The sequence below is a fragment of the Proteobacteria bacterium CG1_02_64_396 genome (genome assembly GCA_001872725.1).
Lineage (GTDB): Bacteria > Pseudomonadota > MNWR01 > CG1-02-64-396 > CG1-02-64-396 > CG1-02-64-396.
Genome location: MNWR01000067.1, coordinates 1 through 20,104 on the forward strand (window position 1 = coordinate 1; position 20,104 = coordinate 20,104).

19 protein-coding genes and 1 pseudogene are annotated in these 20,104 nt (G+C 61.3%); 5 read left to right on the forward strand and 15 right to left on the reverse strand.

Annotated features, from left to right (window positions below):
• A pseudogene (locus AUJ55_08080) lies at window positions 1-251 on the forward strand (hypothetical protein).
• A 390-nt stretch (window positions 252-641) separates the two neighbouring features.
• Here the strand turns inward: AUJ55_08080 and AUJ55_08085 are convergent.
• On the reverse strand, window positions 642-890 hold the full coding sequence (locus AUJ55_08085; GenBank protein OIO56637.1) for a prevent-host-death protein: 249 nt from the start codon (window positions 888-890) through the stop codon (window positions 642-644).
• 348 nt (window positions 891-1,238) lie between these two features.
• Between AUJ55_08085 and AUJ55_08090 the strand changes: the two genes are divergently transcribed.
• Together AUJ55_08090 and AUJ55_08095 are read left to right on the forward strand one after the other, a co-directional pair.
• A complete protein-coding gene (locus AUJ55_08090) occupies window positions 1,239-1,544 on the forward strand; it encodes an addiction module antitoxin RelB (protein OIO56638.1) in 306 nt (101 codons plus the stop codon).
• The gene (locus tag AUJ55_08095; protein ID OIO56639.1) at window positions 1,541-1,837 is read left to right on the forward strand and encodes a putative addiction module antidote protein; all 297 of its coding nucleotides are present in this window, start codon (window positions 1,541-1,543) and stop codon (window positions 1,835-1,837) included. Before AUJ55_08090 ends, AUJ55_08095 begins: the two co-directional genes overlap by 4 nt.
• A gap of 101 nt (window positions 1,838-1,938) precedes the next feature.
• On the opposite strand, the gene AUJ55_08100 is transcribed toward AUJ55_08095, so the two are convergent.
• The 8 genes from AUJ55_08100 to AUJ55_08135 all read right to left on the reverse strand — a co-directional run bounded on the left by AUJ55_08100 (window position 1,939) and on the right by AUJ55_08135 (window position 13,148).
• On the reverse strand, window positions 1,939-3,285 hold the full coding sequence (locus AUJ55_08100) for a phosphomethylpyrimidine synthase (protein ID OIO56640.1): 1,347 nt from the start codon (window positions 3,283-3,285) through the stop codon (window positions 1,939-1,941).
• Window positions 3,286-3,508: 223 nt separating this feature from the next.
• Window positions 3,509-6,160, reverse strand: coding sequence for an alanine--tRNA ligase (locus AUJ55_08105; GenBank protein ID OIO56653.1), 2,652 nt, complete (start codon window positions 6,158-6,160; stop codon window positions 3,509-3,511).
• A 35-nt stretch (window positions 6,161-6,195) separates the two neighbouring features.
• Window positions 6,196-6,585: a hypothetical protein gene (locus tag AUJ55_08110; GenBank protein OIO56641.1), complete on the reverse strand. Its 390-nt coding sequence runs from the start codon at window positions 6,583-6,585 to the stop codon at window positions 6,196-6,198.
• Window positions 6,586-6,644: 59 nt separating this feature from the next.
• The gene (locus AUJ55_08115; protein ID OIO56654.1) at window positions 6,645-7,673 is read right to left on the reverse strand and encodes a recombinase RecA; all 1,029 of its coding nucleotides are present in this window, start codon (window positions 7,671-7,673) and stop codon (window positions 6,645-6,647) included.
• Between the two features lie 132 nt (window positions 7,674-7,805).
• On the reverse strand, window positions 7,806-8,525 hold the full coding sequence (locus tag AUJ55_08120) for a hypothetical protein (GenBank protein OIO56642.1): 720 nt from the start codon (window positions 8,523-8,525) through the stop codon (window positions 7,806-7,808).
• A 34-nt stretch (window positions 8,526-8,559) separates the two neighbouring features.
• Window positions 8,560-9,387, reverse strand: a complete 828-nt coding sequence (locus AUJ55_08125) for a hypothetical protein (GenBank protein ID OIO56643.1) — start codon at window positions 9,385-9,387, stop codon at window positions 8,560-8,562.
• On the reverse strand, window positions 9,384-11,942 hold the full coding sequence (locus AUJ55_08130) for a hypothetical protein (GenBank protein OIO56644.1): 2,559 nt from the start codon (window positions 11,940-11,942) through the stop codon (window positions 9,384-9,386). Before AUJ55_08130 ends, AUJ55_08125 begins: the two co-directional genes overlap by 4 nt.
• Window positions 11,943-12,059: 117 nt before the next feature.
• Entirely contained in the window at window positions 12,060-13,148 is a 1,089-nt protein-coding gene (locus AUJ55_08135; GenBank protein ID OIO56645.1) for a hypothetical protein, read from the reverse strand.
• Window positions 13,149-13,168: 20 nt separating this feature from the next.
• On the opposite strand from AUJ55_08135, the gene AUJ55_08140 reads away from it, so the two are divergent.
• Both AUJ55_08140 and AUJ55_08145 read left to right on the forward strand, forming a co-directional pair.
• Window positions 13,169-15,220, forward strand: a complete 2,052-nt coding sequence (locus AUJ55_08140; GenBank protein ID OIO56646.1) for a hypothetical protein — start codon at window positions 13,169-13,171, stop codon at window positions 15,218-15,220.
• Between the two features lie 90 nt (window positions 15,221-15,310).
• Window positions 15,311-16,114, forward strand: a complete 804-nt coding sequence (locus AUJ55_08145; protein ID OIO56647.1) for a hypothetical protein — start codon at window positions 15,311-15,313, stop codon at window positions 16,112-16,114.
• A 55-nt stretch (window positions 16,115-16,169) separates the two neighbouring features.
• Here AUJ55_08145 and AUJ55_08150 read toward each other — a convergent pair whose 3' ends face one another.
• The 6 genes from AUJ55_08150 to AUJ55_08175 all read right to left on the reverse strand — a co-directional run bounded on the left by AUJ55_08150 (window position 16,170) and on the right by AUJ55_08175 (window position 19,599).
• Window positions 16,170-16,730 carry a hypothetical protein gene (locus AUJ55_08150; protein OIO56648.1) on the reverse strand — a complete coding sequence of 187 codons (561 nt, stop codon included), beginning with the start codon at window positions 16,728-16,730 and terminating at the stop codon, window positions 16,170-16,172.
• A gap of 453 nt (window positions 16,731-17,183) precedes the next feature.
• Window positions 17,184-17,735 carry a hypothetical protein gene (locus AUJ55_08155; protein ID OIO56649.1) on the reverse strand — a complete coding sequence of 184 codons (552 nt, stop codon included), beginning with the start codon at window positions 17,733-17,735 and terminating at the stop codon, window positions 17,184-17,186.
• Between the two features lie 39 nt (window positions 17,736-17,774).
• Entirely contained in the window at window positions 17,775-18,086 is a 312-nt protein-coding gene (locus AUJ55_08160; GenBank protein OIO56650.1) for a hypothetical protein, read from the reverse strand.
• Between the two features lie 164 nt (window positions 18,087-18,250).
• Window positions 18,251-18,901, reverse strand: a complete 651-nt coding sequence (locus AUJ55_08165; protein ID OIO56651.1) for a hypothetical protein — start codon at window positions 18,899-18,901, stop codon at window positions 18,251-18,253.
• Window positions 18,902-18,933: 32 nt separating this feature from the next.
• Window positions 18,934-19,188, reverse strand: coding sequence for a hypothetical protein (locus AUJ55_08170; GenBank protein ID OIO56652.1), 255 nt, complete (start codon window positions 19,186-19,188; stop codon window positions 18,934-18,936).
• A gap of 15 nt (window positions 19,189-19,203) precedes the next feature.
• The gene (locus AUJ55_08175; GenBank protein OIO56655.1) at window positions 19,204-19,599 is read right to left on the reverse strand and encodes an aldehyde-activating protein; all 396 of its coding nucleotides are present in this window, start codon (window positions 19,597-19,599) and stop codon (window positions 19,204-19,206) included.
• Between the last annotated feature and the right edge of the window lie 505 nt (window positions 19,600-20,104).

Sequence of the window (20,104 nt, forward strand, 5' to 3'; positions counted from 1 at the left end):
TGGAACAACAGATTCTCATCAGCATGGACGGACGGGGCCGGGCGCTGGACAACGTCTTCATCGAACGTTTGTGGCGCACGGTGAAGTACGAAGAGATCTACCTGTACGACCATGCCGATGGGGTGGCGCTGCACCAGGGGCTCGACCGCTACTTCCGGTTTTACAACACCGAGCGCCCCCACAGTGCCCTCGGCGGCAAGCCCCCAGAACAGGTCCATCAAACCCACGGCGGAACCACCCACCGCCACTAACCGTTTACAAATTTTCGCCCCCAAACTGTCCAAGGAGTGGGGTCCACCCCACACCCACGTGTTAAATCGCGGTGGGCGGGGGGTGGTCAGCGCTCTCGACAACTAAGGAAACGCTGATTAAAGGTCTCCTGCCTTGAATCAGCACGCTGCGCCAAAACCAAAAGTAGGCGCCTTGAGGCGGCGATGGTTTTGGCTTGGCTTGCAAAATCAGAAGAGCTTCGGCGACGGGGTCGCCTCCTACTTACGTTCCCGATTTTGGCAGACCATCCCTGGGCTGATCGGAAGCGCCGATTCAATCAGCGCTGCTCTAAATCCCCACCCCACCCAATGCTACATCCCCCTACACCCGCAGCTCCCGCCGATACACCAATGTTTTTCCCCAATAAATCTCTAATCCAACCGCGCCAAGTGTGCCTCGGGCGACTCCTCAACCGCCCTTCCCGCCGCCAAGTCGGCCCGCGTTTCGGCCAGCGCTGCCTCAAGCTCGCACTCGCGCAGGTGGTTGTAGTGCTCGATATCCATGACCACATACCTGCCTTTTCCCCGCACCGAGACAATCGCTTCGGCATGATCGGCCAGAACGGCCTCGATGGCGGAAATACCCCTTGTTTTTAAGTCATTGGCGCTAATTTGCCCCATCACAACCTCCTCTCGGCTTGCAGCATTAATAGGTTAAGCATGCTCTCTAGCGTGCGCTTGTAGATCATGACTTGATGCGAATCGTGCCCCCCCGCCGTTCCCGGGAGAGCGATGCTCCGCCATGGCCGGGGAGGCGACGGAGATCGTCCCTCCAGGCGTCGGGATGAGCGTGCTCGGTCTCGGGTGGATTCCGGGTTCCCTTCGGGCCCCGAAATGACGCGGTCCATGCAGACGATTGGATTTCAAACACAACCAGCTCTCGACTACGCCACCTACACCATACATGCGGAACCTGTCGAACCTCCGCGTCTCATTGCATACATGTAGCCACAAGGCTACTCTGGCGGCATGATCGACATTCGCAAAACCGACCTCTTTTCCCAATGGCTCGACAATCTGGCCGACATCCGCGCGCGGGCGCGGGTGATGGTTCGTATCGAGCGTTTGGCACAGGGCAACCCGGGCGATACCGCGCCGGTCGGCAAAGGTGTTGGCGAACTACGGATCCACCATGGACCCGGCTATCGGGTCTATTACCAGCAACGGGGCAATACCTTGATTGTTCTCTTGGCGGGCGGCGACAAAAGCAGCCAAGGCAAGGACATCAAGACTGCCCTACGTCTTGCGCGCGATCTCGGAGAATCCGAACCATGACGACCCACACAACCCGTTACGACGTAGCCGAACACCTCAGAACCCCCGAGGAGATGGCCGCCTATCTCGAAGCGTGCCTTGAAGAGGCCAACGGGGATGCCGCTTTTATCGCCAAGGCCCTCGGCGACATCGCCCGCGCCAAAGGCATGACCCAGGTTGCGCGGGATGCCGGTCTTTCCCGTGAAAGCCTGTACAAAGCCCTTTCGGGCGACCGCAGTCCCAGCTTCGACACCATCCTTAAGGTGGTTTCCGCCTTGGGATTAAGTCTGCATGTCGAGGTTGGGGCGCATTGATTGAAAAGAATTTTGACCCAGCTCACCGAGAAGGACTCTTCCCCAACGAAAAAAGCCCCCGAATTCGGGGGCTTTTTTGTTTTCATCCACAACCGCCTGCCTTACCCCGCCGCCTTCTTCACCTCGGCGATGGGAATCATGTTCTCGACCTCTTGGCTGATCTTGTAGGCGCAGAACTTGGGGCCGCACATCGAGCAGAATTCGGCCGACTTGTGGGCATCTTCCGGCAGGGTTTCGTCGTGGTATTCACGGGCCCGGTCGGGATCCAGCGAAAGCTCGAATTGCTTGTTCCAGTCGAAGCCGTAGCGGGCACGGGAGAGTTCGTCGTCCCGGTCGCGGGCGTGGGGGCGATGACGGGCGATGTCGGCGGCGTGGGCGGCGATCTTGTAGGCGATGATGCCGTTGCGCACATCCTCGGCGTTGGGCAGCCCCAGATGCTCCTTGGGGGTGACGTAGCAGAGCATCGAGGCGCCGTTCCAACCCGCCACCGCGCCGCCGATGGCCGAAGCGATGTGGTCGTAGCCGGGGGAGATGTCGATCACCAGCGGCCCCAGCACGTAGAAGGGGGCCTCGTGGCAGAGCTCGCGCTCCTTTTCCATGTTCATGGCGATCTGATCGAGCGGCACGTGGCCGGGCCCCTCGATCATCACCTGCACGTTCTTTTCCCAGGCGCGCAGGGTCAGCTCCCCGAGCACCTTGAGCTCGGCGAACTGCGCCTCGTCGGAGGCGTCATGCAGGCAGCCGGGGCGCAGACCGTCGCCCAGCGACAGGGTGACGTCGTACTTGCGGCAGATTTCGAGCAGGTCGTCGAAACGCTCGTACAGGGGGTTCTGGCGGTCGTGGTGTTTCATCCACTGCGCCATCAAGGAACCGCCCCGCGAGACGATCTTGGTGATGCGCGAATGGACCAGCGGTACGAACTCACGCAGCAGACCGCAGTGGACGGTCATGTAATCGACCCCCTGCTGCGCCTGATGCTCGATCACCTCCAGCAGCATATCGGCGGTCAGATCGAGGGGATCGTTGACCATCTCAATCGCTTCGTAGATGGGGACGGTGCCGATGGGAACCGGGGAGTTGTCGATGATCGCCTGGCGGATGGGGCGGATGTTCTTGCCGGTCGACAGATCCATCACCGTGTCGGCGCCGTACTTGATCGAGGTACGCAGCTTGTCGAGCTCCTCCTCGATCCCCGACGAGACCGGGGAGTTGCCGATGTTGGCGTTGACCTTACAGGTGGTGGCGATGCCGATGGCCATCGGACTGATGTTTTTGTGGTTGATGTTGGCGGGGATGACCATGCGGCCCCGCGCCACCTCGCTGCGGACCAACTCGGGATCGAGGTGCTCCTTGGCGGCGACGATGCGCATGGCCTCGGTGATCGTGCCCTGGCGGGCGTGGTACATCTGGGTGACGGTTTTGCCGTCGTCTATGGATGAAGTCGACATGTCGATCTCCTGGGTGTGAAAGGAAGTATCGGCGGGACTCCATGCCCAATGCCGCCCGACGCCATGCCGACAAAAGGCATCGCGCCGGGGCGGCGCTCCTACATGTGTGCTCCCAACTTTTGGATGGGATGTTGTTCCTAAGCCCCGGCAAAACGGGATGGATGAGGGGCGCGGCGAGGGAAGGGGATGCGCAGCGCATCCACCTTTTTCATCCCCGTTGGCATCAACCCCCGAGCTTCTCAGCGGCCCAGCTGCGCGCCACCTCAAGCGCCTTGGGCAGGGCCGCCACATCGGGGCCCCCCGCCTGGGCCAGATCGGGCTTGCCGCCCCCGCGACCGCCCACTTCCGCAGCGACGGTTTTGATCCAATCGCCCGCGCCGATCTTGCCGCTCGCCTCCTTGCCCACGGTGGCAAGCAGCTGCACCTTGTCCTCCAAGGGCAGCGCCATCAACACTGCGGCGTTGGGGCCGAGGCGATTGCGCAGATCCTCAGCGAATTCCTTCAACCCCTTGGGATCGAGCCCCCCGATCTGGGCGGCGAGCACCTTCACCCCACCGATCTCCCGCGTCTGCCCCAACAGCTCGGAGGCCTGAGCGGCGGCTTGAGCCTTCTGCAACACCTTAAGCTGGGCTTCACTCTCTTTCAGGCGGGCTTGCAGTTGCTCCAACCGCTCCTCGACCTGATCGACTCCGCCCTTCAGCGACTGGGCCATGGCGGCAACCTGATCTTCACGCTTGCGCCAATCGCTCAACGCCAACGCCCCCGCCACCGCCTCGATGCGACGCACCCCGGAGGCGATGCCCGCCTCGGAGCGGATGTGCAGCACCCCGATGTCGCCGGTGCGGATCACGTGGGTACCGCCGCACAGCTCCATGGAGTGATCCCCCATGCTCACCACCCGCACCTGCTCGCCGTATTTCTCGCCGAAGAGGGCCATGGCACCGGCAGCGACCGCCTCGTCGGGGGTCATCACCGTGGTCGAAACCGGCACGTTGCTCCAGATGGAGCGGTTGACGATGTCCTCGATCTCGACAAGTTGTTCGCGGGTCACGGCGGCGGGATGGTTGAAGTCGAAGCGTAGCCGACCCGCCTCCACCAGCGACCCGGCCTGCTTGACGTGATCGCCCAGCACCTTGCGCAGAGCGGCATGCAGCAAATGGGTTGCCGAGTGATGCACCGCAGTCATGCGCCGCTGGGTCACATCGACCTGGGCCAGAACCTGTTGGCCAACCTTGATTGCCCCGCTTTGCACCGTCACTTTGTGGGCGATCAGCTCGGCAATCGGCTTGGTCGCGTTTTCGACCGCCACCACGGCTCCGTCGGCGTTCAATGTACCGCTGTCGCCGCTCTGGCCGCCCGATTCGCCGTAGAAGGGGGTCTGATCGAGCAACACGGTACCGCTTTGTCCCTCGGTCAACAGCTCGGTCTGCTCACCCTCGACCAACAACGCCCGAATCGTCCCCACCGCCTGCAAACCGGTGTAGCCGACGAACTCGGTCGCCCCGACCGAGTCGTGCAGATCGTGCCAGACGGCGGCGGTTGCGGTCTGGCCAGAGCCGGCCCAGTGGGCGCGAGAGCGAGCCCGCTGTTCGGCCATGGCGGCTTCGAAACCGGCCATATCCAGCGAAATCCCCTCCCCTTCGACCATGTCGGCGGTCAGGTCGACCGGGAAGCCGTAGGTGTCGTAAAGCTGGAAAACCACCTCGCCCGGCAGCACCTTGCCGCCGTCGAGCTTGGCGATGGCTTGATCGAGCAGCGCCCAACCCCGCTCCAGGGTGGCGAAGAAGCGCTCCTCTTCGGTTTTGACAATCCAGGAGGTCGCGCTCTTCTGCTCGTGCAGCGCCGGGTAGGCACCCCCCATGACGTCGACCACCTGAGAAACCAGCTGGTGCATGAAGGGGGCGCCCAAGCCCAGCAGTTTTCCGTGGCGAATGGCGCGGCGCATGATGCGACGCAGCACATAACCGCGCCCTTCGTTGCTGGGAAGCACCCCGTCACCGATCAAGAAAGTGGCGGCGCGCAGGTGGTCGGCGATGACCCGCAGCGAGACATCCTTCTCGCCATCCTGACCGTACTCGATCCCCGCCAGGGCGGCGGCGGCGTCGATCAGTGGCATGAACAGATCGGTGTGGTAGTTGCTGGTCTGCCCCTGAACCACGGCGGTCAGACGTTCCAGCCCCATCCCGGTGTCGATGGAGGGCTTGGGCAGGGGGGTGAGGGTGCCGTCGGCGGAACGGTCGTACTGCATGAAGACCAAGTTCCAGATCTCGATGACCCGGTCCCCCTCGCCGTTCGGGGTGTCGTCGCCGGGAACCCGGGGACCCTGGTCGAAGTGGATCTCGGAACAGGGGCCGCAGGGGCCGGTGTCGCCTATCGACCAGAAGTTATCGGCGGCACCGCAACGCACGATCCGGTTGGCGGGGACCCCCGCCTTGAGCCAGAGCTGCTCGGCCTCGGTATCGGCGGGGGTGGTCTCATCACCTTCGAAGACAGTGATCCAGAGTTTGTTGACCGGCAGTTTGAGGTCCTGGGTTAAGAAGCCCCAGGCCAGGGCAATCGCCTCATCCTTGAAATAATCGCCGAAGGAGAAGTTGCCCAGCATCTCGAAGAAGGTGTGGTGGCGCGCCGTGCGGCCCACGTTCTCAAGATCGTTGTGCTTACCCCCCGCCCGCACGCACTTCTGCGAACTGGTCGCCCGGGTGTAGGGGCGCCGCTCCCGACCCGTGAAGACATCCTTAAACGGCACCATGCCCGCGTTGGTAAACAGCAACGTCGGATCGCCCATGGGAATCAAGGGGGCCGAAGCGACCGGCTCGTGACCCTGGCGGGCGAAGTAGTCCAGAAAGCGGCGACGAATCTCGTCAGCGTTGAGCATGGGATCCAACCTAGACATGGGAACAGGGGATGCGGTTAGTCGCGATCCTCGGTGATCTTGCGCACCAAGGAAAGGGGAAGTCCAAGGCGTTGCAGCCGGGAAAGATAACGGCGCCGGGCGGCGGGGTCAGCTGGAATTTGGCCCTGACGGGCCACGAAATCGCGGGCGGCCACCTCATCGAGGTGATCCAGGGTCTCGCGGTCGGGGGGATCCTCTCCGGCGCGGCGGCAACGTTCGATGGCCCAAATGCGCCCCTTGTGCTGCCGCTCGGCCTGACGCACCACCGCCTGTTTGAAACGCGCGGCGTCGAGGTAGCCGAGTTCCAGGCACCAGGCCACCGCCGCCTCGGCCTCCTCCTCGCTGGCCCCCTTGGCCAGAAGCTTACCGTGCAACTCGGCAGGGGCGTGCTCCCGAAGGGTCAACATCTTCAGGGCACGCTCCCGCCATGTTTGCAGGTCAAGCGGATTGGAATCGCCCAGCTGGATCAATCGTCGGTTGAGCTGGCGAGGTCGGGAAGGAGGTTACCCAAACCGATCTCGGCCCGGATCTCTTGTTCGAGCCGGTCGAGCAGCTCGGGGTGTTCGAGCAGGTATTGCCGAGCGTTTTCCTTGCCCTGGCCGATCCGCTCCTCACCCACCGAGTACCAGGCCCCCGACTTATTGACCTTTTTGAGCTTAACCCCGATGTCGATGATCTCGGAGGTCTTGGAGACCCCCTCGCCGAAGTAGATGTCGAATTCGGCTTGGGTGAAGGGGGGGGCCATTTTGTTCTTCACCACCTTGACCCGGACCGTGTTGCCGATGGCCTCTTCACCCTTCTTGATCGAACCGGTACGGCGAATATCGAGGCGGATCGAGGCGTAAAACTTCAGGGCATTGCCACCAGTGGTGGTCTCGGGATTGCCGTAAGAGACCCCGATCTTCATACGAATCTGATTGATGAACACCAGCATGGTGTGGCTTTTTGAAATGGTGCCGGTGAGTTTGCGCAGCGCCTGACTCATCAAGCGGGCCTGCAAACCGACGTGGGAATCGCCCATCTCCCCCTCGATTTCGGCCCGAGGCACCAGTGCCGCCACCGAGTCGACCACTACCACGTCGACCGCCGCCGAGCGGACCAACATGTCGGCAATCTCGAGTGCTTCCTCGCCGGTGCCGGGCTGAGAAACCAGAAGCTCGTCGACCTTTACCCCCAGCTTGCGGGCGTAGACGATGTCGAGGGCGTGCTCGGCGTCGATGAAGGCGGCCACCCCCCCCTTCTTTTGGGCCTCGGCAATCGTCTGCAAGGCCAGGGTGGTTTTGCCGGAAGACTCCGGACCATAGATCTCGACAACGCGGCCACGGGGCAGCCCGCCAATTCCCAAGGCCAAATCGAGCGACAGGGAACCGGTCGAGATCACCTCGACATCCTTGGCCAGGGCCCCCTCGCCCATCTTCATGATCGAACCTTTGCCGAACTGCCGTTCGATCTGGGACAGGGCGGCATCCAATGCCTTGCGGCGTTCGGTATCCAACATGGCTTGAGTCCTCTTCGGGTAGGTACAAGGATTGGGGGAGACCCCGATGATAACAAAAGGGGCGCCCAACTTCGGCGCCCCCCTGAACAACGATTGCAGATGCGGATGGCCGACCGCGCGAATCGGTCCCTATTGTTGCAGGAACTCCATCGTGGTGTCGCCCAACTCAATGCGATCCCCGTCTTTAAGCAGTTGCTGGTGATTCTCTTTGAGGGTCTCGCCGTTGATCTTGGGATGAACCGTCCCCTCGTTGTGGGCCAAATAGTACTCGTTGCCCCGCTGGGTAATCACGGCGGCCTGTTTTCCGACAAAGAAACCCTTAACCAAGATGTGGGCGTTTTCGGACTTGCCCAGCACCGTCACCCGGCGGCTGAGTTTGACCTCTTTGCCCGACATCGCCCCGGAGATGATCGCCAACACCGCCGTCTTGGGCTCGGCCGGGCCGATGCCACTCATCGTCGCGTTGGGGGAGGCCCCCTTCGCGGGCTTGCGCGTGTCGAGCAGCATGGTCTTGTCGAGATCGTTTTCACTCTCGTCCTCATCAGAGGGTTTTAGAGCGATGTCTTTCTCGGCAAACACGAAGACATGCTGGCCGACGATGAGCTGATCGCCGTGTTTTAGCGCCGCTTTCTCGATCTTTTTGCGGTTGAGGTAGGTGCCGTTCAGGCTCCCAAGATCCTCAACAATCCAAACATCACCCAGCTTTAGGACTTGGGCGTGATGCCCCGACACCACCTGGTTATCCAGGACGACATCGTTGTCTGCTTTTCGCCCGAACCGGACCGGCCCGCCTTCCAGCGAGATTTCCCGTTCCAGAGCCCCATTCAAGGTCATGAGCAACTTCGGCATGGTTTACTCCCCAACGTCCATCACGGACGCCTTCTCAACCCCGTTGAAACAGCCGCGCAAACCAATCCCGGATCGATTCTAGGATCCCCTGTTGCTTCTGGGGCCCCGTGGTTTCGACCAGGATGACGGTCACATTGTCCTTACCGCCCCGAGCATTGGCCAGATCGATCAGACGCTGGGCCAACGGGGTGAGATCTTCCCCTCCTACCGCGAGAACCTCCCTGATTTCGCTGTCTTCGACCAGATCGGTCAAGCCGTCGGAGCATAACAGAAAGCGATCCCCGGACCGAACCAGTTCCTCCCCGACGCTAACATCCACCTCGGGTTCGATGCCCATGGCACGGGTCACCACATGGCGCATCTCCGACTTGCGCGCCTCGGCCTGGGAGATCAACCCGCGATCAAGTTGCTCCTGAACCAGGGAGTGGTCGCGGGTGAGCTGAATCAACTCACCCCCTCGAAACAGGTAGATCCGGCTATCGCCCAAATGGGCGTACACGGCCCGGTCTTTCTCAAGAAGCAGGGCCACGATGGTGGTGCCCATCCCCTGCTGATTGGGGTTTTGTTGGGCCGACTCGTAGATCGCTTTGTTGGCCAAGTGGATCAAATGAACCATCTGGCGACCGCCGTCGCTGAGCTCCTCGGGTTCGTCCAACCCCAAACCGACCCGATGGTTTTCGGCCAGCTCGGTATAACGCCCCACCACCATCTCCACCGCCATATTAGAGGCGACCTCACCGGCGAGGTGACCCCCCATGCCATCGGCTAGCACGAACAGCCCCAGGCCGTCATTGCTGCGAAAGGCATCTTCGTTGTGCGCCCGTATACGGCCCACATCGGAAAGCCCTAACGAACGATTCATGCATCCCCCTCCGGCGCAGCTTCCGCACTCTTTCTTTGAGCGGCGATTTGGGCCATGCACCGTTTGATGTCGTTGGCCATCTCGGACGCACGTTGGTAGCGATTCTCAACCTTCTTTTCCAGTGCTTTTTTTACAATCGCCTGGGTGCACTGGGGCAACCCGGGACGCAGGGCATCAAGGGTGATCGGCTCCTCGTTGGCGATTTGGTACATCAGGGTCGCCATCGAATCGCCGGAGAAGGGCTTCTTGCCGGTCAACAGTTCGAACAAAACCACCCCGAGCGAGAAGATGTCGGAGCGACCGTCCACGTGTTTGCCCGCCACCTGCTCGGGGCTCATGTACGAGGGGGTCCCCAACACCACGCCGGTCTTGGTTCGGCTCGACGAGGTGATCCGGGCAATGCCGAAGTCGGTCACCTTCACCGTTCCGTCCTTCAAAATCATGATGTTGGCAGGCTTGATGTCGCGATGAACCACCTCGTTTTGGTCGGCATAATCGAGGGCGTCGGCGACGCTGAGCACGATCTTGAGTGCTGCGGCGACCGGCATTCCCTGCTGGTACTTCTTCACCAGTACCGTGATTTCGTGGCCGTCGAGCAGCTCCATGGCGATGTAGGCCAGGTCTTGATCCTCACCCGCATCGAAAATGGTGACGATGTTGGGATGATTGAGGCGACCGGCGGTCTCGGCCTCGCGGAAGAAGCGTTCCTTGACCTCTTTGAGATCCTCGGCCTCGAACTCCTCGGCCAAGCGCATGGTTTTGATCGCCACCTTGCGGTGGATGGTGGGATCCTCGCCGAGGTAGACCACCCCCATCGCCCCCTTGCCGAGCTCCTTCATGATCTCGTAGCGGCCCAAGGTCGGACGGGTCGCGCCGTCCTCACTCAGCACCAATCCACCACCACCGCCGCCACCACCAAGACCGAAGATCATCGTCTCTTCGGCCTGCTTCAGACGTTTGGAGCGGGCCGAGACATCCTTGAAATCGGGCATGGTCTCGAAGATGTGCTCGTAGACCGCCGCCGCCTTGGCAAACTGCCGTTTGCGTTCGAAGTCGAGCCCCAGGTTGTAGAGCTCGTCCTTCACATGACCCACCGGCACTTTACGGAAAGCCGAGAAGGCCATGTCTAGTTGGCCCTGCGCCTGATACGAAAGGCCCAACATCTTGTTGTCTTGTTGGGCGCCGATCTCGGCGATCTCTTTGTGTTTTTCGGTCGAGAAAAACCGTTTGCTGACCAGGATGGTGTAGCCGAAGAAGAGCAAGGATGCGGGGGTGGCGGTTTCAAGCCAGAGGTTCTGGCTCAGGAGCACGAAGAACCCGGTACCGAGCAAGATCACGAACAAGGTCGCGGAGATCGCCGCCCCCATCCCCGCCTTCAGACGAGGTAGGCCAAAGGCGACAAAAATGCCCACCAGCAACCACAGCCCCCATTTGACCATCGCACCCCAATCGGGTCGCACGTTGACCTTGCCCTGGATCAGCGACTCGACCGAATTGGCGATGATGACCATGTTGTCGAGGTTGTCGCCCAGGGGGGTCAGATTGCGGTCGGACAGGCCATTGGCGGTCATCCCCACCAACACCACCCGATCCCGGAAGGTCGACTCCGGCACATCACCCCGCAGCAGATCGGCGTAGGAGATGTGGGTAAAGGCATCCATCTTGCCGAAATAGGGGAAGTAGACCCGGTTGTCGGGAGTCAGGGGGAGGTAGGTGGAATCCATGTAGAGCCCCACCCCCTTTTCGAGGGAGAGGTCCTGGACCGATAGCCCCATATAGGCTGCTGCCAGCGCCACCGAAAAGCTGGGGACGTAGGAACCACCCCAATTGACCGCTACCAGATCGCTGCGGTAGGCGTTGTCGGAATCGAGAACAACATTGAGGTGGCCGGTTTCGAGCACCGTGTTTCCGAACAACTCGATGGGAGGATCGGCCCGCTGCGCCGACCAGTTGGCGCCGATGATGTCGGGGGGAACACTCACATCGCCGATGGCAAGACCGTCCATCCACTGGGGCAACTCACCCCCCTGGGTCGCTTTGGGACTCAGGGCAAAGTACATCGGCAAAACCACATCCCCGGCATCGCTCAGGCTCTTGGCCAACCGTTGGTCATAGTCGATCTTGTTGGACCAATCGGTCACCTTGCCCATGACCGCCTGGGCGGTTTCAGGCTGGACCTGGCCCTCTTGCAAAATGGGGGGAAGCTCCTCGCTTAGCCCTTTTAGGGCCGCCAAACCGGGGTTGCGGTCAGGTTCTGAAAGGAGGATATCGAGGCCAATCACCCGAGGGCGGGCCGACTGGATGCGGTCGATCCCCTCAGCCAATAGGTCGCGGGGCCAAGGCCAGCGCCCCATGCGGGCAATGGAGGGATCGTCGATGGTCACCAGCACCACGTCGTTGGCCTCGTCGACCCCGCTACTGGCGCTGACCGCCGCGTCATAGACGGCGTATTCGACCTTTTCAAGCCCGGTCCAACCCATCATCACCATCAGGGTCAGCCCCAAAAACACCCCGACCCCGACGAACTGGTCGCTCTTCCACCAGCCCTGTGCCATATCCACTCCCCCACCACTTTGAATGGTTCTTGACGGCGTTCCACCGCGAACGCCGGTGTTTTTTCTAGATTGCTTCGATTCTGCGCAAAAACTGGAGGACTGTCATCCAACCCGCTCCTATTCGTTGCGCTCCGATACCCCTTGCCCCAACCAATCGCTCAACCAACCGAAAAACCGGGTCCCAGGGGAACTCGGTGCTGTGCGGATTTCAACCATGTCGGCCTCGGTCCGAGCTAGTAAGCCCATCACAGACAGCACCTCATCCTTACGGCGGGTTTCGAGATTTCCCTCGGCGTTCCAACCCAAGCCGAAACGGTCGAAATTGGCCGACCCCAGGGTGGCCCACTGACCGTCGACCACCATCGCTTTGGCATGCAAAAAGGCCGAGGGCAACTCAAAAATACGCACCCCAGCCCCCATCAGAGCAGCATAGTGACGCCGTCCCGCCTGCCGGGTGGCAAAGTGGTCGACCCGCTCCCCCGGCAACAACAGCCGCACCTCCACCCCCCGGCAAGCCGCCTCGATCAACGCCTTGAGCAAGCGGTGGGTCGGCAGCAGGTAGGGGGTGACCAGGGTAACGTGGTGGCGGGATTCGCGGATCTGCCGTTGCACCGCCCAACGCAAATCGACCGCTTTGCCCCCCACGGTGCGGCGCGGTTCGGTCAGGAGCAAACCCTCGCGCCGGGGAGCCAAAGTGGCGCCGCCCGGTTTGAGCCGGTGCCAATCGTGTTCAAACACCGCCGTCCAATCTGAAACGCGGTGGTCGTCGAGGCAAAAGCCGTAATCCCACCAGGGATTGGGGGCGCCGCACCAGACATCGGCCACCCCAGGACCGCCCGAAAAGAGGGTTTTGCCGTCGACCAACAGGATCTTGCGGTGGTTGCGGTGGACGATCCCTTGCCAGTTGTGCCAACGCAGCGGATACCACTTCATCGGGTTGTAGCGCCGCACCGCCACACCGGCTTGGCGCAAGCGCTCGTCCTCGCGCTGGGGAAGCTCCCGGGCGCCGATGGCATCAAGCAGCAATCGCACCGCCACCCCTCGGGCTGTGGCCTCCATCAAGGCCTGGGCAAACCGATTCCAGACCTCACCCGGGGCCACAAAGTACTGACACAGGTCGACACTCACCTGAGCGCGGCGCACCGCCTCAAGCTGAGCCTCGTACCAAGGACAGAGCTTGGCGGGACCAAACAGGAGCAACCCCACCGCTACCCCGCCCCCACGGAATGGGTGAAACCGGGGCAAATCGGGATGTTTCCTTGAACCGGTTGAAGGCTTGCGTGTACCTTATCGCCCTTTTCCCGAGACGGAATTTTCTGGGATTTTTTCGATTTCACTGCGAGACCCCCTCCATGCTTGACACCATACGTCGCCACTCCCGCTCCTGGATCGCCAAGGGGCTGTTGTACTTCATCGTTCTGACCTTCGCCATCTGGGGCATCGGAGACTACTTCTCGGGACGTAAGGTGCAGGTTGTGGCCACCGTCGGCGACGATCAGATCTCCGACGCCGAATACGAGCAAGCGCTCGACCGGGCGATGAGTTACTACCGCAACCTCTTCCGGGGCAGCTTCACCCCCAAGATGGCGGAACAATTCGGCATTAAGCAAAAGGTGCTCGACGATGTGATCGAGCGGCACCTGGTCACCCAAGAGGCCAACCGCCTGCGTCTGCTGGTCACCCCCGACGAGATCCGCAGCGAGATCATGACGACCTCGGCTTTTGCCAACGAGCAGGGGCAATTCGATCAAACCCGATACACCGCAGTGTTGCACGGAGCCCGCCTCACCCCAACTTCCTACGAGGGGCAGGTCGGCCAAGACATTCAGCGGGCGATTCTGACCGGCGCCATGACCGTCCCCATTTTTGTCGAGGAGATGGTCGAAGCCGCGTATCGCTTCGAGAACGAACAGCGCAAAGCGCTCTACTACACCTTGAACGCGAACGACTTCCGTACCAAGGTCAGTCCCGACCAAGAGACCCTGAAAAAGTGGTTCGATGAACACCAGGACCGCTTCATGACCCAGGAGCAGGCGACTTACACCGCCCTGGTGCTCGATCCGGCGTTGCTCGAAACCCAGGTCGAGGTCAGCGACGACGAGGCGCGCACCTACTACGACAACCACGCCAGCGAATTTCAAAAGGGTGAAGAGCGCCGCACCCGCCACATCCTGATCAAGGCCGACCCCAACGATCAGGCGGCCCAGGATCAGGCGCGGGCGACTCTGGAGCAGGTTAAGGCCGACATCGAGGCGGGCAAAATCACCTTCGAGGATGCCGCCAAAAAGTACGGCCAGGACACCACCTCCAACCAAGGGGGCGATTTGGGCTGGGTCTTCGTCGGCCAGATGGTCCCCCCCTTCGAGGAGGCGACCTACGCCTTGGAGCCTGGCAAGGTCAGCGACATCGTCTCGACCCGTTTCGGATTGCACCTGATCCGGGTCGACGAGATCCACCCCGCCCGCACCCAGGATTTTGTCGAGGTGAAGGGGCAAATTTTGGTCAACGAACGGCATCGCAAGGCGCTCGACAAGGTCTTCGATCTGGCCACCGCCGTCGAGGATGCCATCGCCCAGGGCAACAGTCTGAGCGACGCGGCGGTTTCGGTGGGACTAGCGACGGTCCAGGTCGGCCCGGTTGGTCGTAACGATGTCGCCTCTCCCCCCCAACAATCGCGGGATGTGCTCAACCGCATCTTCACCCTGCAAGCCAACGAGACGACCCACCAGGGGATTGAGGTCGGCGGTGAAAGCTTCGTCTTTGCCCACCTCGATCAAAAAATCGCCCCGCAGCCCAAGCCCTTCGATGAGGTGGCCGACAAGGTGAAACAAGCGGTGATCGACGAGCAGGCGGGGCAGCTGGCCAAAGCGACCGCCGACCGGTTGGTCGAGGCACTGCGGGCGGGTAAGGACTGGCGCCAGGCAATGGCCTCCATCGAAATCAAAGGGCAACCGACCGCCTCCCCCCCCTTCAAACGCAACGGCACCATCGAGGGCGACGGCGACATCCCCGACCAGATCGTCAGCCCCCTCTTTGAAGCCAAGCAGGGGGATGTGCTCGACCCCATCGACGATATGAACGATTGGGTCGTGGCCCAATTGGCCGAGGTGATCGCTCCGAGCACCGATGGTCTGACCGAGAGCGTGCGCGATGACTTGGTCAAGGGGCTGGAGCAGGGGTTGACCGAGGAGCACCACAAGGCCTGGATCGCCTCGTTGCGCAGCCGCATCGGGGTTTCGATCGACGAGGCGGCACTGGCCACCATCAATCCGCGCTGATCGCATTTCAATCCGATCGACTTTGGGGGGATAACGGCGTGGAATCGCCGTTATCCCCATTTTTTTGAATCCCCCACCCGGGCCTCACCGATGGAAACCCACCTTTTGTCGATCTGGATCCTGCTGATTGCCGCCGGCATGGGGGCTGGCGTGGTGGCGGGGCTTCTGGGGCTGGGGGGCGGGGCCATTGTGGTCCCTCTGCTGGTTTTTCTTGCTCCGGCGCTGCACATCCCTCCCCAGTTCGTCATGCCTTCCGCCGTCGCAACCTCGCTGGTGGTGGTGGTTTTTGCCAGCCTGCGCGCCTTGAGCCGTCAATCGCAACGGCGCACCGTGTTGAGCCACGGCTGGCCGCTGTTGCTTGGCGCCATTGTGGGGGCGGCGGTTACCGGATGGTGGCTCCCCCGCCACCCCACCACCCACTGGCTGACCGCCTTCGGCGTTTTCGAAATCTTGATTGCCTGGCACATGGTCCGCGCTCTGCCCCCCCCGTCCCGCGACCGGTGCGCCCTGGCGCTCCCACCTTGGAACAACCTGGTCGGCGCCACCATCGGGTCGATCAGCACCGCCTTCGGCATCGGCGGCGGCTCGCTCACCGTCCCCTACCTGCTGTTGGGGCGAGGGTGGCCGATGCTTCCCAGCGTCACCCTCTCCAACGCAGTCGGCGCCGCCCTGGCTGTGGCGGCGCTACCCGGTTTTCTTACGACCCCCGGACCGGGCTGGGGGATGGTGCTGCCCGAGGTGGCGGCGGCGTTGGTGTTGGGCGCCCTGATCGCCGCCCCCTGGGGGGTGAAACTGGGCAAAAGGCTGCCCGAACAACGTACCCGGCAAATCTTCGCGATAATTCTTGGCGTCATTGGCCTGAGGTTGATCGCCAAGGGGGTGGGACTCGGTTGAACCATAAAAAAAGCGCTCCGAAGAGCGCTTTAAACAACCGGGACGCGTCGGCCACTTACTCGGTGCCAACCTCCTCGTCGGCATAGATGGCGATGCCGTCCTCCTCGTCGACCCCAATCAGGATCCAATCCCTTCCTGCGGCCATGGAAACCGGTTTGATGACCATTTTGTGATCGATCATACGGTTGTTCTGATCGACCATCAGCACATCGCAAAAACCCGAAAGAGAGACCGATTCCCCCTTCGTATGGACCGCCATCTGGCAATCGACCCCGAAATCCTCGAACGCCCCCCCCTCCTCACGCAGCACGTCGGTTTGTACCGAGACGACATCGCCGTCCTTCAAACCGGCAGTGTGGGTGACGAAGACGAACTGAGCCTTGCCCTCCATCTCGGTCAGGAACGAGGTCCGGCCCAGATGCTCGGGGTACTTGAATCCCTCCTGGCCGTGCAGCTTGTGGAACACCGCCAAATTGAGATGAGGCGCCTTCTTGCCCCCGGTAATGTCGCCCGCCACGATGATCTTGGAATACCCCAAAGTTCCGAAGGCCACCGCGCCAAACGTGGCGCCGGCAATCAACATCCCCTTAGGGCGCCACATTTTTTTTTCCTGCATTGTCGATCCCCTCCTCATGATTGATTCGATGGTCGTTCGTGGTCGCATTCAACGCCCATCGGGGAACCTCAAAAAACCGCCTACTTGCCGGTTCTTAGAGTCGGGCGCCGAAAAGCGTGGTTTTCGGCCCCCTTTTGATTGGACTTGGACCCTCCCGGTCCCCAGGGCTTGCCCCAGTTGTTCAAACGCCCCATTCGGCCATCCTGTCGAATGGTCCACCACCGCTGTGTCTAACCCAACCTTTTCACAAATTTCATCCCGCTCGTGCGTCGTCTCAAAGCGCCTGCTTTTGGGTTTTTGGTCCGCACTGGGAATTTCGCTCGGTCGTCCGTATGAACCACTACGGCGCCCCTTCGCGATCATCGGGCAAATTTATGAAAAATCCGGCCTAAGATGCTCTGCACCCTGCGCTCGTCGGGCATCTATCCAGGTTTTTCGAGCAGCCCATCGGGCTTATTCGATCCCGATCTCTTCGTCGGCGTAGAGAGCGATCCCATCCTCTTCGTCGACCCCCACCAGCACCCAGTCTTTGCCGGCCTCCATTGTCACCGGCCGGATCATCATCTTGTGTTCGATGATGCGATGGTTTTGATCGGCCATCAGTACATCGCAAAAACCGCCCAGGGAGACCGCGTCCCCTTGGGTGTGGATTGCCATCTGGCAATCGACCCCGAAATCCTCGAACTGTCCCCCCTCCTCGCGCAGCACGTCGGTTTGCACCGAAACCACATCACCATCCTTGAGTCCGGCGGTGTGGGTGACGAAGACAAACTGCGCTTTGCCCTCCAGCGCGCCGAGAATGTCGCCGCGGCCAATGTGTTCGGGATACTTGAACCCCTCCTGGCCGTGCAGCTTGTGGAACACCGCCAAATTCAGATGGGGGGCCTTTTTTCCGCCGGTGATGTCGCCTGCGACGATCACCTTCGCGTAGCCCAAGGTGGCAACGGCGATGGCCGTTCCCATCGCCGCAGGCAAAACCAACGTTCGAGATACCAAACCAGGCATCGCGTATTCCTCTGGGTGTCTGGTGGTGCGTGTGGTCGTTTACAGGGTGGAAATCGACTCCATTGCCTGATCGGTCAATTTCTTGATTTTGCGCTCCATAGCCCGCTTCATACGGTCGACATCCTCGTGGGACATCCCCGCTTTTTCGAGTTGATCCAAATCCCTGGTGCCATCCAACGCCATCTTGAGTTTCTTGAGAATCAGTTGGAATTCCTTCATATGGGCATCGAAGTTGTCGTCGGCCCGAACCTCGTGTGCGCCAATCGCACCCAACCCATATTGCAGGGGGGCCAGCGCCAAAGCTGCTCCAAGTGTGCATCCCACCAAGAACCGTTTTCCCATCGAAACCATGGTAACCCCTCCTCTTTTATACCGAGCCGAAAGGGCATATTGCCCATCCACAGCACACATGAAACGTGCATGTCGTCCACATTACGAAAATTTCACGCGCCTAGCCATCCCTATCACAAAGGGTCTCAAGCGGCAACGGCTGAAGGTGGAACGCAGAAAGAGGATCAAGCCAGCAGAACAGCAACGATGCCGGTCATGAAGATGCCGTCAAAGGTGCCAGCGCCCCCGATCGATGCGACCGGCGCGCCCATTTTGGGGATGGCCCGCCAGTTGAGCAGGTCGGCGCCGATCAGTACCCCGAAGGTACCGCTGACAAAGGCCAGCGCCGGAGCCGCCTCGGGGGCGATGGCCAGGGCGGTGAGGGCGGCGGCCAGGGGGGCGGCCAAGATCGGCATGGCGATCCCCACCCCCGGCAAGGGACGAGAGAGCCACTTGCTTAAGGCGGTGACCACCGCCGTGCCGAGCAGGGCGTCGAGGAGGTCGATTCTGCCCGAGGTCAAAATCGCCAGCGCCATCACCGTCGGCAACACCGCCCCCCCCACGTTCAGGGCAATCAGGGTGAAGCCGCGGTAGGGGATTTGCCGAAAACGCCAGCGCATCCACGGGGGAAGTGGGGGATGAGGAACCTGCTCGGGGGGAAGACCCTGAATGGTGGTCAGGGGCAGATTGATGGCCGACCCGATGATCGCCAATCCCAGGTAGATCAAGAAAACGGCAGGGGGCAGACCCAACTTTTGTCCGGCGATGGCCAGCAAGTGGGCGGGGATGACAATGAAGACCAACACGAGCAACGCCATGAAAAACAAAGGGTGCATGGTTCTTCTCCTGTCGCCCGGTTCGGCCTCAGTTACTTCGCAAATTCGGTGGGTTGCTCGATGGCGTAAAGGTCGTCGCCGATGGTCTCAAGCTGCCGCTCGACGATGGCCCGCGCATCCATCACCCCCCGATTGAAGAAATAGGGGCCGATCTCGCGGGTGAAGAAATCGAGCAAAAACTCGGCATCGAACTGCCCGATCTCTTGGTTGAGCTCGCGCTCGAAGTAGCCCTGAATCTTGCGGGTGAGGATCTGTTTTTCCTCTTTTGAAAACTCGATGGTGGACATGGAAGCTCCGAAAGATCAGCGGCCCGGCGGCCATTCCAGGTAGTGCACCCCCGCTTCGACATCGAGCCAGGGCAGGTCGTGGGAGGTCCAAATATGGGCCTGCGGCCGCGTCCCCGGGTCTTCGTCCAGGGTCGCCACCCGAACGATGAGATGGGGTAAAGCGGGTCGCTCGGCCACCAGGTGGGATCCGCAGATCGAGCAGAAATAACGCCGTTTGCCCGGCGAGGACTCAAAGGCGCTGAGCCGCTCTTGCCCCTGAATCCAGCGAAAATGCTCCCGCAGCACCCCCGCATTGGTCGCCATTGGGGCGGCGTGGGCCTTTTGGCAGGTGCGGCAATGGCAATGGGCAATCGGCATATCGAATCGGTCGACCTCATAGACGACCGTACCGCACAGGCAGCTGCCTTTCATGGGGGATCCTTTCTGGAATCGTTCGGCGGGGGCGTCTTCGGGAAGATCCGCCAACACATCCACCCCCCCCCGCCTACCGTCAACTTGAAGATGAGGTTCAGATCGAGCCCCGCGCTACGTAGCCCTTTGGCTGTTCACTTGTTGTGGGTGTTTATTGGTTAGGAAGCTCAGGGCAATCGCGCCGAGGGCGGCGCTCCTACCAATGGGGATCCTTTCTGGAATCGTTCGGCGGGGGCGTCTTCGGGAAGATCCGCCAACACATCCACCCCCCCCCGCCTACCGTCAACTTGAAGATGAGGTTCAGATCGAGCCCCGCGCCACGTAGCCCTTTGGCTGTTCACTTGTTGTGGGTGTTTATTGGTTAGGAAGCTCAGGACAATCGCGCCGAGGGCGGCGCTCCTACCAATGGGGATCCTTTCTGGAATCGTTCGGCGGGAGCGTCTTCGGGAAGATCCTCCAACACATCCACCCCCCCCGCCCACCGTCAACTTGAAGATGGGGTTCA

Bases quoted from the DNA above. Each gene is read 5' to 3' on its own strand.
- AUJ55_08145 (OIO56647.1), top strand. From the start codon at position 15,311: ATGGAAACCCACCTTTTGTCGATCTGGATCCTGCTGATTGCCGCCGGC.
- AUJ55_08105 (OIO56653.1), bottom strand. From the start codon at position 6,160: ATGCTCAACGCTGACGAGATTCGTCGCCGCTTTCTGGACTACTTCGCC.
- AUJ55_08160 (OIO56650.1), bottom strand. From the start codon at position 18,086: ATGGTTTCGATGGGAAAACGGTTCTTGGTGGGATGCACACTTGGAGCA.
- AUJ55_08155 (OIO56649.1), bottom strand. From the start codon at position 17,735: ATGCCTGGTTTGGTATCTCGAACGTTGGTTTTGCCTGCGGCGATGGGA.
- AUJ55_08120 (OIO56642.1), bottom strand. From the start codon at position 8,525: ATGCCGAAGTTGCTCATGACCTTGAATGGGGCTCTGGAACGGGAAATC.
- AUJ55_08130 (OIO56644.1), bottom strand. From the start codon at position 11,942: ATGGCACAGGGCTGGTGGAAGAGCGACCAGTTCGTCGGGGTCGGGGTG.
- AUJ55_08140 (OIO56646.1), top strand. From the start codon at position 13,169: ATGGGTGAAACCGGGGCAAATCGGGATGTTTCCTTGAACCGGTTGAAG.
- AUJ55_08110 (OIO56641.1), bottom strand. From the start codon at position 6,585: ATGTTGACCCTTCGGGAGCACGCCCCTGCCGAGTTGCACGGTAAGCTT.
- AUJ55_08170 (OIO56652.1), bottom strand. From the start codon at position 19,188: ATGTCCACCATCGAGTTTTCAAAAGAGGAAAAACAGATCCTCACCCGC.
- AUJ55_08095 (OIO56639.1), top strand. From the start codon at position 1,541: ATGACGACCCACACAACCCGTTACGACGTAGCCGAACACCTCAGAACC.
- AUJ55_08150 (OIO56648.1), bottom strand. From the start codon at position 16,730: ATGCAGGAAAAAAAAATGTGGCGCCCTAAGGGGATGTTGATTGCCGGC.
- AUJ55_08175 (OIO56655.1), bottom strand. From the start codon at position 19,599: ATGAAAGGCAGCTGCCTGTGCGGTACGGTCGTCTATGAGGTCGACCGA.
- AUJ55_08125 (OIO56643.1), bottom strand. From the start codon at position 9,387: ATGAATCGTTCGTTAGGGCTTTCCGATGTGGGCCGTATACGGGCGCAC.
- AUJ55_08090 (OIO56638.1), top strand. From the start codon at position 1,239: ATGATCGACATTCGCAAAACCGACCTCTTTTCCCAATGGCTCGACAAT.
- AUJ55_08165 (OIO56651.1), bottom strand. From the start codon at position 18,901: ATGCACCCTTTGTTTTTCATGGCGTTGCTCGTGTTGGTCTTCATTGTC.
- AUJ55_08085 (OIO56637.1), bottom strand. From the start codon at position 890: ATGGGGCAAATTAGCGCCAATGACTTAAAAACAAGGGGTATTTCCGCC.
- AUJ55_08100 (OIO56640.1), bottom strand. From the start codon at position 3,285: ATGTCGACTTCATCCATAGACGACGGCAAAACCGTCACCCAGATGTAC.